This window comes from Rhodococcus kronopolitis (assembly GCF_042654025.1).
GTDB lineage: Bacteria > Actinomycetota > Actinomycetes > Mycobacteriales > Mycobacteriaceae > Rhodococcus_G > Rhodococcus_G kronopolitis.
Map to the genome: position 1 here is coordinate 420,205 of NZ_JBHSFO010000004.1, position 12,995 is coordinate 433,199.

Consider the following 12,995-nt stretch of genomic DNA (forward strand, 5'->3'; position numbering starts at 1 on the left):
ACATGAGTACCGAGGCGACGCGAGACGCGCTGGTCAGCGCCGGCATCGAACTGCTCGAGGAGACGGGCTCGGCCGACCTCGGCCTGCGAGCCATCGCCCGTCGAGCCGGCGTTTCGCACGGGGCTCCGCGGCGGTGGTTCCCCACCCACCGACTGCTCCTCGCGGCGATCGCCGAGGCCGGTCTGCGCGACCTCTCCGCGACCCTCGCGGCCGCGGAAGGCGAGTCCGGTGCCACGATCGGGCAGCTCGCCGCGGCCTATGTCGAGTTCGCCGCCCGTCGGCCGGCGATGTTCACGCTGATCTTCCGGCACGACCTGCTCGAAGGGTCCGGCACCAACCTCCGCGCGGTCTCGCGTCCGCTCTTCGAGCGCATCGTCACACTGGTCGAGCACGCCACGGGCGCACGTGATCCCGAGGTCGCTGCGGCGGCGCTGTGGGCGGGTATCCACGGCATCGCGGTGCTGTCGACCACCGGATCCCTCGGCGCGGCGGCCCCGCGGGTGGACGTGGCCGAGCTGATCGAACGAGTGGTGACGAACGCCGTCCGGTGAATGCGTGAATTCGACCGGGCGGGCGGGGTGGTGACCGCGTATCTTCCACGGGTGACCACAGCCGAGTTTGCAGCACGCGTCCCGCACAGCCGACGGTCCGTCCTCCGCGGGGCGGCCCTGAGTCTCGGCGCCGTCGCCGCGGGATCCCTCGTCGGACCGTTCGCCAACGCGCAGGTCGGGGCGGCACCGACCGCGCTGCGCGGCAAGACCGCCGTCGTCGTCGGCAGCGGATTCGGTGGTGCGGTCGCCGCACTGCGCCTGGGCCAGGCCGGCGTGCAGACCACGGTCCTCGAGCGCGGTCGGCGGTGGCCGATCGACCCGGCCGGCAACACCTTCTGCACCATCAACGAGCCCGACCGCCGGGCCGCCTGGTTCGCCGAGCAGCCCCCGGTCAACCCGCTGACCAAGTTCACGCACATCGACCGCTACCCCGGCATCATCGACCGGGTCAAGGGCAACGGCATCGACGCGCTGTACGGGTCGGGGGTCGGCGGCGGCTCGCTGGCGTTCGGCGCGTTCACCCCGCAGCCGCGACGCAAGGACTTCACCCAGGTCTTCCCCGTCCAGATCGACTACGACGAGCTGGACCGGACCTACTACCCGCGGGCCCGGAGGATGCTGGGCACCTCGCCGCTGCCGGCAGACCTGCTCGCACACCCGAACTACCGGGGTGCGCGGGCCTGGCTGGACTACATCGAGGACTTCGGCGGCGAACCCGTCCTGCACGACTTCTGCGTCAACTGGGACATCGTCCGTGACGAGATCGCCGGGCGCAGGCCCGCGTCCTACTCGGTCGGCGAGGGCCCGTACGGCACCAACTCCGGCGCCAAGAACAGCGTCGACCACAACTACCTGCCCGCCGCCGAGGCCACCGGAAACGTGACCATCCTGCCGTTGCACGAGGTGGTCGAGATCCGCGAGGTGTCCGGACAGGACCGCTTCGAGGTGACGGTCAAGCGGATCGACGAGACCGGCGCAGTGCTCGAACACAAGACCTTCGTCGCCGACTTCGTATTCATGGCCGCCGGCTCGTTCTACACCAGCTCGCTGTTGACCACCGCGAAGGCGAAGGGTGCCCTGCCCCGGCTGAACGACAAGGTCGGCAAGGGGTACGGCACCAACGGCGACTTCCTGATGTCGCGGATCCTGCTGCGCCGCGACTGCGGCGCCAAGCAGGGTGGGCCCGGCGTCGCGGTCATGTACGACGACGACAATCCGGACGGTCCCGTGTCCATCTCCTGGGAGGCGTCGCCGTTCCCGGACGTCGCCGGCGGCGGCATGATGGCCAACCTGATCCAGGTGATGACCGACGAACGCGGCACCATCGACTACAACCCGGCGACGGGTCGCGCCGAACTCAACTACCCGTTCGGCGAGGCGAACAGCGACGTCGACGCGCGCGGCCGGAACTTCGCCGGCCGCTTTCACGAGCGCACCGAGGTCCGGCAGGGTTCGCCCGCGACCGGGATCCCGGTCTACACCCGGCTGAGCGACTTCGGCTCGGGCTGCACCTGGCACGGACTCGGCGGCGCGGTGATGGGGCAGGCGTGCGACTTCGAGGGCAAGGTCGACGGCTACTCGAACCTGTTCGTCGTCGACGGTGCGCTGCTGCCCGGCTCGACGGCGCTGGTCAACCCCGCGTTGACCATCACTGCGGTGGCCGAACGCTGCCTGGACCGCTTCGTGCAGTCCCGGTCCTGACGCTCAGTCCGACTCGGCCCCGCTGACGATCGCGGCACGCCGAGTCGGGCGAGCGCGGGTTGGCCTGACCACGGCGCCGGGGGGCGCCCGGCCGCTACGTGCCTACACGGCAGAGGATCTCGCTGTGCAGCAGGGCGAACCACCCGTCCTCGTCGGCGGCCCAGGTTCGCCACCCCGCCGAGAGGCGCGCGAGGTCGTCCGGTCCGGCGAGCCCCAGTTCGACGGCCCGGACGGCGAAGTTCGAGTGCAGCACCCGGTCGGCCCACGACCCGCCCCACCACCGCCTGTCGTCGTCGGACGAGAAGCACCACGTGCTCGCCGTCGTCGCCACGTCGTCGAGCCCGGCCGCGTGCGCCCAGGAACGCAGGCGCCTGCCGGCGTCGGGCTCGCCGCCGTTCGCACGGGCGATGTCCTGGTACAGCGACAGCCACTCGTCGAGTTCGGGATTCTCGGGATACCAGGTGAAGGTGCCGTAGTCGGCGTCCCGGGCCGCGACGATGCCGCCCGGCCGGCAGACGCGGGCCATCTCGCGCAGCGCCTGCACCGGGTCGCCGACGTGCTGCAGGACCTGATGGGCGTGAACCACGTCGAAGGTGTCGTCGGGGAAGTCGAGCGCGTGGACGTCGGATACGACCGTCTCCGCGTTGGTGATCCCGCGCCGCGAGAACTCGGTCCGGGCGAGTTCGAGTGCACCGTCGGTCATTTCGACGGCGGTGACCCGGGCAACCAGCCCGGCGAGGTCCGCGGTGATCGTCCCGGGGCCGCACCCGACGTCGAGGAGGGTCATGTCCGGCCGCAGTTCCGGCAGCAGGTATGCGGCGGAGTTCGCGGCCGTGCGCCAACGGTGGTTGCGCAGGACCGACTCGTCGTGACCGTGGGTGTAGACGGTTTGCCTGTCGCTCATGGTTCGAGCGTACGCAAATGTTCATTCAATGGGATAGCAATCCCATAATGAGAGAAGTCGCATTCATCTCGCGGTTCGCTCCGGACCGCATCGGTCCTGGGCGGGTGCCGACTCACTCGTGGTGTGGATGTGGGTCGTCTCCACCTGAGCGGGCCTCGATGGCCGCGACGGACTTCTCGAACTGCTTCCCCAGGACACGGGTGCCGAAGAGTCCGAGCACGCCCGCGAGAAGGTGTCCCCTGAGGTTCTTGCCGTCGCGGACCACGACAGCATCCACCTCGGTCTCGCCATTTGGCTGCTCGGTGAGGGTGTAGGTGTGGCCCGAGGCGCCGCCCCACAGGTTGGAGTCGGTGGTCGTCATCACGACGCGGTGCGGGTCGGTCCAGTCGTAGTGCAGGCTCTCCCAGATGCCGTTCGAACCCTCCGTGACATCCGCGTCGTGGGGGCCTTCGTGGTGCACCTTGAGGTAGCTGTCCGCGCTGTTGCCGAAGATTTCTTCGCGACCTGGACCGAAGTCGGTGAGACCGGCAAGGACCTGCTCCGGCGTCGCGGTGGTCGTCCGGTGGAGATGGATCGTGGTCATGACGCATTCCTTGGCTCTCGGGTGATCCGTCCCGGTCCTTCAAGGCCGGGGAGATGACCTCTCCAGCACAGCATGCCTGGTGACGGGCGTCCAGGGGTCAGCACCTCCGCGTGTGGGCGGCGCCGACGCCACGACTCGTGGGACTGCACGAATGAACCGTTCCTCGTACCCGGGGTATTGACATGGCGTCGGCCGCGGCGCTTCATTGAGGCGCACGCTTGTGTTGAATCGCCCGACGGTGTTCTGGGAGGTTGACCTATGCACGGCACAGGTTTGGCGGGTCCGGAGCATCGCGGAGCGTTACCCCACCGCCGGTCCCTCTCGGTCCTCGCGCTGGTCGGAGCGTGTCTTCTTGCCCTGGCTGCTCCCCAGGCGGCCAGTGGTGAACCGGCGGCAGCGACCGGCGACACCGGGTTCGGTGTCCCGTTCGTCGGGGCGCCCGGCTACGAGCACCTGGCACCGACGCAGCTGACCGGCCCGGATCAGCTCAACCAGCCGCTCGGCCAGCAGGCGGCGGACGAGATCGCCGGCCGGATCGGGCTCGGCAGGTCGGACGCACTGTCCGAACAGCAGTATCGCGACCTCGTCAGCGGCGGCGGAGTCGGCGGCAGTCGCGACGCCGCCGAGATGATCGATGCAAGCGTCCTGATCCTCACCAACACCACCGGCCGTCCCCTGGTGTCCGACGTGGACGGTCACCTCGTGCCGTCGGTGCTGGCCAGCTACGGGCTCTACGTGAACACCAGCGGACTGCTGGGAAGTCCGGCCAACGCGAATGCGCCGACACGGCAGGTGAACTCGGTGATTGCTCCCGGCGGGTACATGGGGACTTGGATGAGGGACAACGGTGCGACCAGAACCCTGGCGGCGCTCTATCGGTCCGCATACACGGTGCAGGCGCTCTACGGCTTTGCATCGCAAGAGATTTCGGGCACGGCTCAACTGGTGACCAATGCCAAGGGGGGAGTGAGTTCGGAGGTGGGGATGTCGATGGCGCCGCCGCTCTGGATCGTGAACTTCGCCTTGCTCTACATGTTGAAGCCCGCCCTGGCGGCCGCGATGCCAGCCCACTGGGCCCCCATCCCTGCGGCGGTGGCCGACGCCGTGAAGGCGAGCCCCACCGGCCAGGTTCCCTTCGGCGACTACGCGTCCTATTTCCGGTGACTCGAATCACGAGTACGGCGAGGAGGCGGCTCGACCTACCAGCGGAGCGCCGGGCCACCCGCTCAGCGGTGTCGCCACGAACGGCTCCGGAGACGTCGCGAACGGCGGTCGACTCAGCTGCCCTCGGTTCGCGTGGACGCGTATATGTCCGCCTCGATTGCGGCGAAGGACGAGCGGAGTAGTTCGGTGTACCGGGCGGCGTCGCGCAGCTGCGCAGGGTCCGCGGTGAAGCTGATGGCGACGGAGTCGCCGATCGAGCCGATCGAGTGCGCGATCCCGCCTTCGCCGATGAGGGGGGTGACGCCGAATGTCGCGGCAACGGTCAACCCGCACAACGTCATGTCGGCAGGACCCCTCCGAACGTTCGTGATCAGGGTGTTCGCCCCGCCGACCGTGGGCGCGCGCTTGACGGGTAACGCACGGAGCACCCGGAGGCCCTGGCGCACCACGAAGCCGGGGATCGAGTTCACCAGCATGTCGAACTTCATCGTCGCCGGGGACAGCTTCCGGGCCTGATCCGCGCGCATCGACGCGTGGATGGCATGGGTCCGCGCGATCGGGTCCGCGATGTCGGTGTGCAGGTCGACGTACGCGAGGGAGAACTGGTTGCGGGCATTCGCCGCTGCGGCGCCGCGCGTCGAGATCGGGACGCCGGCGGCGAGCGACCCGTCCGGGACGCCGCCGTGCTCGGCAAGGTAGGAATGCAGCGCGCTGCCGACCACCGTCAACATGAGGTCGTTGACCGAGACGCCGCCGATCCGGTCCTTCAGCGCCCGCAGCTCCGGGAATCTGTAGAATACGCTGTCGCAGACCCGGTCCCTCCCGAGTGGCTCGTTGAGGATCGTCCGGGGGCGCCGCGCGGCGGGAGCGGTCCACATGCCCTGCGCCTGTTCGGCTTTCAGCTCGCGGCGGACCGTGCGGATCGCGACCGGCGCAGCGGCGAGCCGCGCCAGGTTCCGCGGGATCGCGGCGACCGCGCGCCCGAACAGCGCCGTGCGTGACGGCTCGCGGTCGTTGGTCGAAGGCAGTGCCGCGGGGAGCTCGTCGGTGAACAGCCGGCGGGCGATGAGCGTGCTGAGCATCCCGTCGGCCACCGCGTGGTGGATCTTGAGGCCGGCGACCGTTGCCGGGCCCTCGATCCCGCCGACGCCGTGCACGCCGGTGGAGACGTGCAGCTCCCACAGTGGGCGACCCCAGTCGAACGGTTCGCCCTGCAGGCGGGCCTGGAGGGCGCACAGCCCCGCCCAGTCCCCGGGCTGGTGGAAGGTGATGTGCCGGGCAGGTGCGAAGCGCGGATCGTCGACCCAGTACGGGTGGTCGAGGTCGGCGGGGACGCGGACCATCCGCTGCCGCAGTTCGGGGATCCGCGCGGCGCGCGCCGTGATCCACGCTGTGATCTCCGCGGTGGTCGCGGTGCCGGGGAAGGCGTACGCGGTGAGCATGGCCTGCCCGGCCCCGGGACTGTCGACGTAGGCGAACACCGCGTCACGCGGTTCGGCGGGTTCGGCGGTCACTGGGCGTCCTCGCGGTTGGTCGGGTTCTGCTGTAGGTCGGCGGCGTCGCCGGCGGTGTCGGGCATGCCTGCAGCACACCAGACAGAACCGTCAGATCGGGCGCGGCTGGCCGAGGGTTTTCGCGAATTAGGTTGAACGGAGGACATGGGTCGGGCGGTATGGGATAATGCCGACCCGCTTTGACGACCACCGGTTTCTCGTGAGTGGGACCCGCATCGCGGCCGGTCCGGGGTTGACAACCTACAACCATTTAGTTGTATGTTTGGGGGGTGAACGGAGACGACGAGGACCGCGCGGACGCCCTGTTCCGTGCGCTTGCCGACCGGACGCGGCGCGACATCATGCGCCGGGTGCTGGCCGGGGAGCACTCGGTTTCCGCGCTCGCCGCGAAGTACGAGATGAGCTTCGCTGCGGTGCAGAAGCACGTCGCCGTGCTGGAGAAGGCCGGCCTGATCACCAAGCGACGCAGCGGTCGAGAGCATCTCGCCAGCGGCGACGTGACGGCGTTGCGGTCGGTGGCCGCCATGCTCACCGAGCTCGAGCAGGTGTGGCGCGGCCGTATCGCACGTATCGATGAACTCATTGCGCTCGACTCACCCAAGGAGGGCTGAACCATGCCTGTGACCGATGTCCAGCAGGACCTCGACAACCGGACCCTGACCATCACCGCTGACTTCGACGCGCCGGTGGAGCGCATCTGGCAGGTCTACGCCGACCCGCGCCAGCTGGAGAAGGTGTGGGGCCCGCCGACGTACCCGGCGACCGTGATCGACCACGCGCTCACGGTGGGAGGCCGCGTCACGTACTTCATGACCGGACCGGACGGCGACAAGTTTGCCGGCTACTGGCAGGTCACGACGGTCGACGAGCCGAGGGGCTTCTCGTTCGACGACGGCTTCGCCGATGAGGACTTCAATCCGAACCCCGCGATGCCGGTCTCGAAGAACGTCTTCACCTTCGCCGAGCACGACGGCGGCACCCGCGCGACCTACGTGAGCACCTACGAGTCCGCCGAGGCCTTGCAGCAGGTGCTGGACATGGGCGTGGTCGAAGGGGCCTCGGCGTCGATCAACCAGATCGACGACCTCATCGCCGCCTGAGCGCGCGCCGCGGCCGAACCGTCCCCAGGTGCTGGGGGCGGTTCGGCCGCGCGCAGGCATCACGCGACGGCAGTTCCCTCGAGCTCGACAATCTGGCCGGGGATCGCCAGCCGGGTGACCCCGAGCATCGTGGTGGCCGGCGCCACCCCGGAAGCGCCCAGCCGCGACGCCAGCACGCCGTAGTGCTGGAAGAGCAGGTCGACGTCGGTGGTGTAGACGTTGAGCCGGACGAGGTTCGCGAGGGACATGCCGGCCTCGCCGAGCACGGCCTCCAGGTTTGCGAGGCTCAGTGCCAACTGTTTCTCCATGTCACCGTCGTGCTGGGGCTTGCCGTCGGCGCTCATTGCGGTCTGCCCGGAGCAGTACAGGGTCCGGGTGTGCCCGGAGACGAGCTCACCCTGGTTGAATCCCATCTCCGCCGACCACGTCACCGGGTTGACTGCCGTTCGTTCCACTGACACATCAGGCTCCATTCGCTTCGTCGAAGTACGTACGTCCATCGGCCCGGTGGCCGCTGTCCGGGACGCCGTGGTGGCAAGCCTCCCAATGAATCACGACACCTTGTGTCGTGTATTCAGTAGAGTTTTCGGATGCGTGCCGACCGGTTGGTGTCGCTGGTGCTGCTGCTGCGCCAGCGCGGCCGACTGACTGCGGCCGAACTGGCCGGCGAGCTGGAGGTGTCCACCCGCACCGTGCTGCGCGACATCGAGGCGCTGTCCGCGGCCGGTGTTCCGGTCTTCGTCGAACGCGGCCGGCACGGTGGCTTTGCCTTGCTACCTGGGTTTCGGACCGAGCTCACCGGGTTGAACCACGACGAGGCGCTCGCCCTGCTGGTCGCCGGATCGCGGCGCGGCGCAGAGGCATTCGGCCTCGGCTCGGCGCTTGCCTCGGCGATGCTCAAGGTGGTCGACGCGCTGCCCGAGAGCTATCGGGACACCGCGGCTGACGTGGCCGAGCGATTGCTCATCGATCCGGAGACCGACCTGCTGTCGCGTCGGCTGGTCGCTGAGGAGGTTCCCGTCAGCATGTTGGCCGAGGTCCGGCGAGCCTTGTTCGGCGGAAACAAGCTGCGCATCCACTACGCGGCGCTCGATCAGGCCCCGAAGTGGCGCACGGTTGACCCGATCGGCCTCGTCGTCGTGCGTGACCGGGGCTACCTGCTGGCCACGAGATCTGGCGCGGATCGCACCTACCGGCTGTCGCGGGTGTTGGCCGCACAGGAACTCCCGGAACCGGCACAGCGGCCGGGCCGGGTCGATCTGGACCGGGCCTGGCAGGAACGCAGCACACAGTTTCGGGCCGGCGGCAACCAGATCGCCGTGCTGGTACGGGTGAACCCGACGAGGCGGGAGGACCTGGTGAGCACCGCGCTTGCGGTCCTCGCCGAGGAGCTCGACGCAGACGGCTGGCTGCGACTCGAGGTGACCTTCCAGGATTCACGACACGCCGAATGGGCGCTGTGGCAGCTCGCCATGGACGCGGAAGCGCTGGCCCCGCGGTCATTGCGCACTGCCCTGTGCAACCGAGTCACCGCGATCGCCGCCCGCTACGACGAACCATCCTGAGGGTTGTCGCCTTCTGCCAGGCGCGCGGAACGTCAGCGGGCGAGGGGCTCGGTGAACCCGAGCGACAGCGCGCCCATGATCTTCGGGGCGCCTTCCTCGTAGAACGTGTCGAGATCGCGGATTTCGAACCCCGCTGCGCGCACGAGAGCGGGGATGTCACGGGTGAGGTGGCAGCCGCCCGCGAGGGCCTTCTGAATCGGCTCGACGCGGTGCTGCCAGCGTCGGACCTTCTCGTGCGGGGCGCGACCGTGTTCGACGAAGTGCAGGGTGCCGCCCGGCTTCAGGACCCGCCGCACCTCGCGCAGGGCGGCATCCACATCGGGGATCGTGCACATGGTCCAGGTCGACAGCGCGGTGTCGAAGGTGTTGTCGGGGAGGGGGAGTGATTGGCCGTCCAGTCCGGATCGTTCGACGGGGACGGGGGAGGCCGCGAGTCGTTCGCCGGCCAGTTTCCACGCCAGGTCCGCGGGCTCGACGGCGCTGACGGAGTCGACGGCGGCCGGGTAGAACGGGACGTTGAGACCGGACCCGAACCCGATTTCGATCACCCGACCGTGCAGTCCGGCACACACCCGCCGCCGCGTCGGCTCGGTCAACGACATCCCGCAGGAGGCGTTCACCAGTCGCGGCACGATCCGATCGTCGTAGAACCCCATGGCAGTCTCCCCGTCGCCGTGCCTGTCCGTCCCAGCATTGTAGGTCGCACAGGGCGCTGCACCGTCGGCTTGCGTTGCGCGGATTGGGTTTCGCCGCGTCGCACCCCCGGATCGTCGACTACCAGCCCTTGACCGCAGTCCCGTCCCACCGTGGATCGGTCAACAGTTCCGGTGCCGGACCGACGAAGGCGCGCGCGGCGTCGGCGTCGCCGGTGAGGGTGAACCGCAGCCACGCGGTGAGGTATCCGCGGAACCCGCCCCCGTCGGTGGGCCAGTTGTGTCCCACCCCCAGCAGGCGGCCGCGTGCCGCGGGCACCGGGCTCACGGCGTGATAGGCGGCCTGCGGTATCGCCGTCGAGACCGGATCGTCGGACCCGGTCAGGTAGAACACCGGACCGGTCAGCCGGGCCACGTCGATCTGGTCGACTGGCCGGGTGGCCCACCACGGATCGGGCAGGTCGAGTACGGCGGTGGAGGTGATGAGCCCGTTGGAGGCGGTGCTGGCATTGATCGACCCCCCGGCACCCTGCGAATGTCCGACGGCCGCGACGTGCGCGACGTCGATGGAGGCGTGAAAGACGCTCTCCGGGTTGTCGTTCTGGGCCAGGATGTAGCGCGCCGCCGCCAGGATCTCGGTCCCGTCGCCGGTGACGCTGCTGTCGGCGACCACCACGACGAAACCCCAGGAGGCCAGGTGGCGGAGCAACTGCTCGTACTGCTCGTACGTCGCGTAGCTGCCGTTGCCGAAGGTGACCACCGGGTGCCGGTCGGGGCTGGTGGCGATGTCGGCGGGGTGGAACACCTGGTACCCGGGCACCGCAAGCGAGGTGACGGCGTGGATACCGGTTGCCGCGTAGCGTTCGCTGACGGACTGCTGCTTCGGAACAGCAAGAGCTGCCGGCGGCGTGGGACCCACCGCGGGAGCCGAGGCCAGGGCCGGTGCGGAGAATCCGGACGCCGTCGACATCGCGATGATCGCCGCGACGAACAGTGTCCGGGTGGGTCGGGTGGTGGGCAGCAGAGGTCGCCGTAACGTCACGAATGCGGATCCTACCCAGCGTCGGTGGCGAGATCTCGTGCGAACATGGCTGCCATGCTCAATGTTGTCAGACCCCGGCGGAGTGCCCCGGCCCCCGGCCCGGTTCCGACCGTCGAGCACCTGCCTCGGGTATGCGTGATCGGTGCGGGGTCGTCGGGCATCGCTGCGGCCAAGGCACTGCACGTCGCAGGCATCCCGTTCGACTGTTTCGAGCAGGGCAGCGTGATCGGCGGCAACTGGGTCTACGACAACCCGAACGGGGTGTCCGCCTGCTACGAGACGTTGGAGATCAACACGTCCGGACCGCGGATGGCGTTCTCGGACTTCCCGATGCCCGCCGACTACCCGCCCTACCTGCGGCACGACCAGGTGGGGGCCTACTTCGAGTCCTACGTGGAGCACTTCGGGTTCCGGGACACCATCACCTTCGGCACCACCGTCGAGCAGGTCGAGCGGGCCGCGGACGGAACGTGGTCGGTCCGGACGACCGGACCCGCCGGCGAGCGCGTGGCGAGCTACGACGCGGTGTTGGTCGCGAACGGGCACCACTGGGACCCCCGCTGGCCGGACCCCACTCCGGGGAGCTTCACCGGCGAGCAGATCCACTCCCATGACTACCGCGCCGCCGACCAGCTCGCCGGCCGCGACGTGGTGGTCGTGGGTATGGGGAACTCGGGTCTCGACATCGCGGTCGAGGCGTCCAAGGTCGCGCGCAGCACCACCCTGGCGGTGCGGCGCAGTCACTGGGTGATGCGCAAGATGTTGTTCGGCAAGCCCGCCGACCGGTTCGTGATGCCGGGCTGGATGCCGGGCTGGGTCATCTCTGCCGGGCTCCGCGTCACCGCACTCACTGCAGGTGACCTGACCCGCTACGGGCTCCCGCGGCCGGCGCATCGGCCGGGTCAGGCGCACCCGGTGCAGTCCGAGCAGATCCGCGCGCGACTGCGGGCCGGTGCGATCAGTCCGCGCCCACAGATCGACCGGTTTGACGGCGACACAGTCATTTTCGCGGACGGTACCCGGTCCCGGGCAGACCTGGTCGTGTGGGCAACCGGCTACCGGGTGAGCTTTCCGTTCTTCGACCCGGAACTCGTCACCGCCCCCGAGAACGACCTTCCGCTGTGGAAACGAACTGTGCACCCGGACCTTCCGGGTCTGTACTTCGTCGGGCTCCTGCAGCCGCTCGGCGCGGTGATGCCGCTCGCCGAGGCGCAGTGCGCGTGGATCGCGGAGACCCTCGCCGGCCGGTACCTGCCGCCGCCCGACGCCGAGATCCGGTCGCAGATGACGGCCGACCACGATCGCGCCAAGCGGCGGTTCTACAACTCGCCGCGGCACACCATGGAGGTCGACTTCGAGCACTACCTCTGGAGTCTCGGGCGGGAGCGCCGTCGCGGGGCGCGCCGCGCCCGCGCGGCGCGTTGACCGGCGGCCCACCCTCAGTCCAGCGCCATCCGCACCGCGAACACTCCCAGCAGCCCGCTGGCGAGCCACTTCTGGATGCTCAACCAGACCGGCCGCCGGGTGAGGAACGCCGAGATGGACGAGGACGCCAGGACGATCACGGCGTTGACGGCCACGGCGACCAGGATCTGAACGGCTCCCAGGAGGAGGGACTGCTGCCAGACGGGACCGCGTGACGGATCGACGAACTGCGGAATGAGCGCCACGTACATGAGGGCGATCTTGGGATTGAGGATGTTGGTGACAAGCCCCATTCCGAAGAGCCGGAAACTGCTGTGGCGCTCCAGTTCCGAAATCTCGAACGCGGACCGTCCGCCCGGTCGGATCATGCTCCACGCGAGATAGCAGAGGTAGGCCGCACCGGCTACCTTGATCACGACGAAAAGTGCTGGGACAGCGAAGAAAACGGCGGTGAGTCCGAGTGACGTGGCGGTCAGGTAGGCGAGGAAGCCGACGGCCACCCCGCCGAGCGATGTCATTCCCGCTCGCCGGCCCTGGCTGATGCTGCGTGAGGCGAGATAGATCATGTTGGGTCCCGGGGTCAGGACCATCGTCAAGGCCACGAGTGCCACCCCTGCCATTGCGGCCGTCGTCACCATCGTCGGTTCCCCTGACTCGTCGTGCGTACTTGTCGAGTCAACCCCGGGTGGGTTCCGGCACCAATATCCACTTGGGGGCGGGTGGACCGCACGTTCGGCCGCTTGGCGCTCGGCACGTCGGAAGTTTGTCCTGCACTGAGCCGACTGCGGTGGAC

Annotated in this window: 14 protein-coding genes; 7 read left to right on the forward strand and 7 right to left on the reverse strand. The window is 69.1% G+C overall.

The genetic code is table 11. The features are described 5' to 3' along the window. Nucleotides 1-2: 2 nt before the first annotated feature. Together ACFO6S_RS10850 and ACFO6S_RS10855 are read left to right on the forward strand one after the other, a co-directional pair. Nucleotides 3-551 carry a TetR/AcrR family transcriptional regulator gene (locus ACFO6S_RS10850; RefSeq protein ID WP_378416767.1) on the forward strand — a complete coding sequence of 183 codons (549 nt, stop codon included), beginning with the start codon at nt 3-5 and terminating at the stop codon, nt 549-551. Nucleotides 552-602: 51 nt separating this feature from the next. Next, nucleotides 603-2,252, forward strand: a complete 1,650-nt coding sequence (locus tag ACFO6S_RS10855) for a GMC oxidoreductase (protein ID WP_378416769.1) — start codon at nt 603-605, stop codon at nt 2,250-2,252. A gap of 94 nt (nt 2,253-2,346) precedes the next feature. Here ACFO6S_RS10855 and ACFO6S_RS10860 read toward each other — a convergent pair whose 3' ends face one another. Beyond that, entirely contained in the window at nt 2,347-3,156 is an 810-nt protein-coding gene (locus ACFO6S_RS10860) for a class I SAM-dependent methyltransferase (RefSeq protein WP_378416771.1), read from the reverse strand. Nucleotides 3,157-3,268: 112 nt separating this feature from the next. Further along, nucleotides 3,269-3,739, reverse strand: coding sequence for a hypothetical protein (locus ACFO6S_RS10865; RefSeq protein ID WP_378416773.1), 471 nt, complete (start codon nt 3,737-3,739; stop codon nt 3,269-3,271). A 258-nt stretch (nt 3,740-3,997) separates the two neighbouring features. Between ACFO6S_RS10865 and ACFO6S_RS10870 the strand changes: the two genes are divergently transcribed. After that, nucleotides 3,998-4,903, forward strand: a complete 906-nt coding sequence (locus ACFO6S_RS10870; protein WP_378416774.1) for a hypothetical protein — start codon at nt 3,998-4,000, stop codon at nt 4,901-4,903. A gap of 113 nt (nt 4,904-5,016) precedes the next feature. Here the strand turns inward: ACFO6S_RS10870 and ACFO6S_RS10875 are convergent, their stop codons facing one another. Next, complete coding sequence (locus tag ACFO6S_RS10875) at nt 5,017-6,417, reverse strand: wax ester/triacylglycerol synthase domain-containing protein (RefSeq protein WP_378416776.1); 1,401 nt, start codon at nt 6,415-6,417, stop codon at nt 5,017-5,019. Between the two features lie 269 nt (nt 6,418-6,686). On the opposite strand from ACFO6S_RS10875, the gene ACFO6S_RS10880 reads away from it, so the two are divergent. Both ACFO6S_RS10880 and ACFO6S_RS10885 read left to right on the forward strand, forming a co-directional pair. Then, a complete protein-coding gene (locus ACFO6S_RS10880) occupies nt 6,687-7,028 on the forward strand; it encodes an ArsR/SmtB family transcription factor (RefSeq protein WP_378416778.1) in 342 nt (113 codons plus the stop codon). 3 nt (nt 7,029-7,031) lie between these two features. Then, nucleotides 7,032-7,517, forward strand: a complete 486-nt coding sequence (locus ACFO6S_RS10885) for an SRPBCC family protein (RefSeq protein WP_378416780.1) — start codon at nt 7,032-7,034, stop codon at nt 7,515-7,517. Nucleotides 7,518-7,576: 59 nt separating this feature from the next. Here the strand turns inward: ACFO6S_RS10885 and ACFO6S_RS10890 are convergent, their stop codons facing one another. Next, nucleotides 7,577-7,972 (reverse strand): RidA family protein, encoded by a 396-nt coding sequence (locus ACFO6S_RS10890; RefSeq protein WP_378416781.1) that lies wholly within the window; start codon nt 7,970-7,972, stop codon nt 7,577-7,579. Nucleotides 7,973-8,107: 135 nt separating this feature from the next. Here ACFO6S_RS10890 and ACFO6S_RS10895 point away from each other — a divergent pair, with 135 nt between their 5' ends. After that, the gene (locus tag ACFO6S_RS10895) at nt 8,108-9,082 is read left to right on the forward strand and encodes a helix-turn-helix transcriptional regulator (RefSeq protein WP_378416783.1); all 975 of its coding nucleotides are present in this window, start codon (nt 8,108-8,110) and stop codon (nt 9,080-9,082) included. Between the two features lie 32 nt (nt 9,083-9,114). Here ACFO6S_RS10895 and ACFO6S_RS10900 read toward each other — a convergent pair whose 3' ends face one another. Both ACFO6S_RS10900 and ACFO6S_RS10905 read right to left on the reverse strand, forming a co-directional pair. Beyond that, nucleotides 9,115-9,738 (reverse strand): class I SAM-dependent methyltransferase, encoded by a 624-nt coding sequence (locus tag ACFO6S_RS10900; protein WP_378416785.1) that lies wholly within the window; start codon nt 9,736-9,738, stop codon nt 9,115-9,117. 118 nt (nt 9,739-9,856) lie between these two features. Further along, a complete protein-coding gene (locus ACFO6S_RS10905; protein WP_378416787.1) occupies nt 9,857-10,777 on the reverse strand; it encodes a poly(ethylene terephthalate) hydrolase family protein in 921 nt (306 codons plus the stop codon). 54 nt (nt 10,778-10,831) lie between these two features. Between ACFO6S_RS10905 and ACFO6S_RS10910 the strand changes: the two genes are divergently transcribed. Further along, nucleotides 10,832-12,202 (forward strand): flavin-containing monooxygenase, encoded by a 1,371-nt coding sequence (locus ACFO6S_RS10910; protein WP_378416789.1) that lies wholly within the window; start codon nt 10,832-10,834, stop codon nt 12,200-12,202. 14 nt (nt 12,203-12,216) lie between these two features. Here the strand turns inward: ACFO6S_RS10910 and ACFO6S_RS10915 are convergent, their stop codons facing one another. Next, on the reverse strand, nt 12,217-12,840 hold the full coding sequence (locus tag ACFO6S_RS10915; protein ID WP_378416791.1) for a LysE family translocator: 624 nt from the start codon (nt 12,838-12,840) through the stop codon (nt 12,217-12,219). Nucleotides 12,841-12,995: the final 155 nt, after the last annotated feature.

Coding starts and splice junctions, on each gene's coding strand:
- ACFO6S_RS10885 (WP_378416780.1), top strand. CDS start 7,032: ATGCCTGTGACCGATGTCCAGCAGGACCTCGACAACCGGACCCTGACC.
- ACFO6S_RS10865 (WP_378416773.1), bottom strand. CDS start 3,739: ATGACCACGATCCATCTCCACCGGACGACCACCGCGACGCCGGAGCAG.
- ACFO6S_RS10910 (WP_378416789.1), top strand. CDS start 10,832: ATGCTCAATGTTGTCAGACCCCGGCGGAGTGCCCCGGCCCCCGGCCCG.
- ACFO6S_RS10915 (WP_378416791.1), bottom strand. CDS start 12,840: ATGGTGACGACGGCCGCAATGGCAGGGGTGGCACTCGTGGCCTTGACG.
- ACFO6S_RS10900 (WP_378416785.1), bottom strand. CDS start 9,738: ATGGGGTTCTACGACGATCGGATCGTGCCGCGACTGGTGAACGCCTCC.
- ACFO6S_RS10870 (WP_378416774.1), top strand. CDS start 3,998: ATGCACGGCACAGGTTTGGCGGGTCCGGAGCATCGCGGAGCGTTACCC.
- ACFO6S_RS10895 (WP_378416783.1), top strand. CDS start 8,108: ATGCGTGCCGACCGGTTGGTGTCGCTGGTGCTGCTGCTGCGCCAGCGC.
- ACFO6S_RS10860 (WP_378416771.1), bottom strand. CDS start 3,156: ATGAGCGACAGGCAAACCGTCTACACCCACGGTCACGACGAGTCGGTC.
- ACFO6S_RS10850 (WP_378416767.1), top strand. CDS start 3: ATGAGTACCGAGGCGACGCGAGACGCGCTGGTCAGCGCCGGCATCGAA.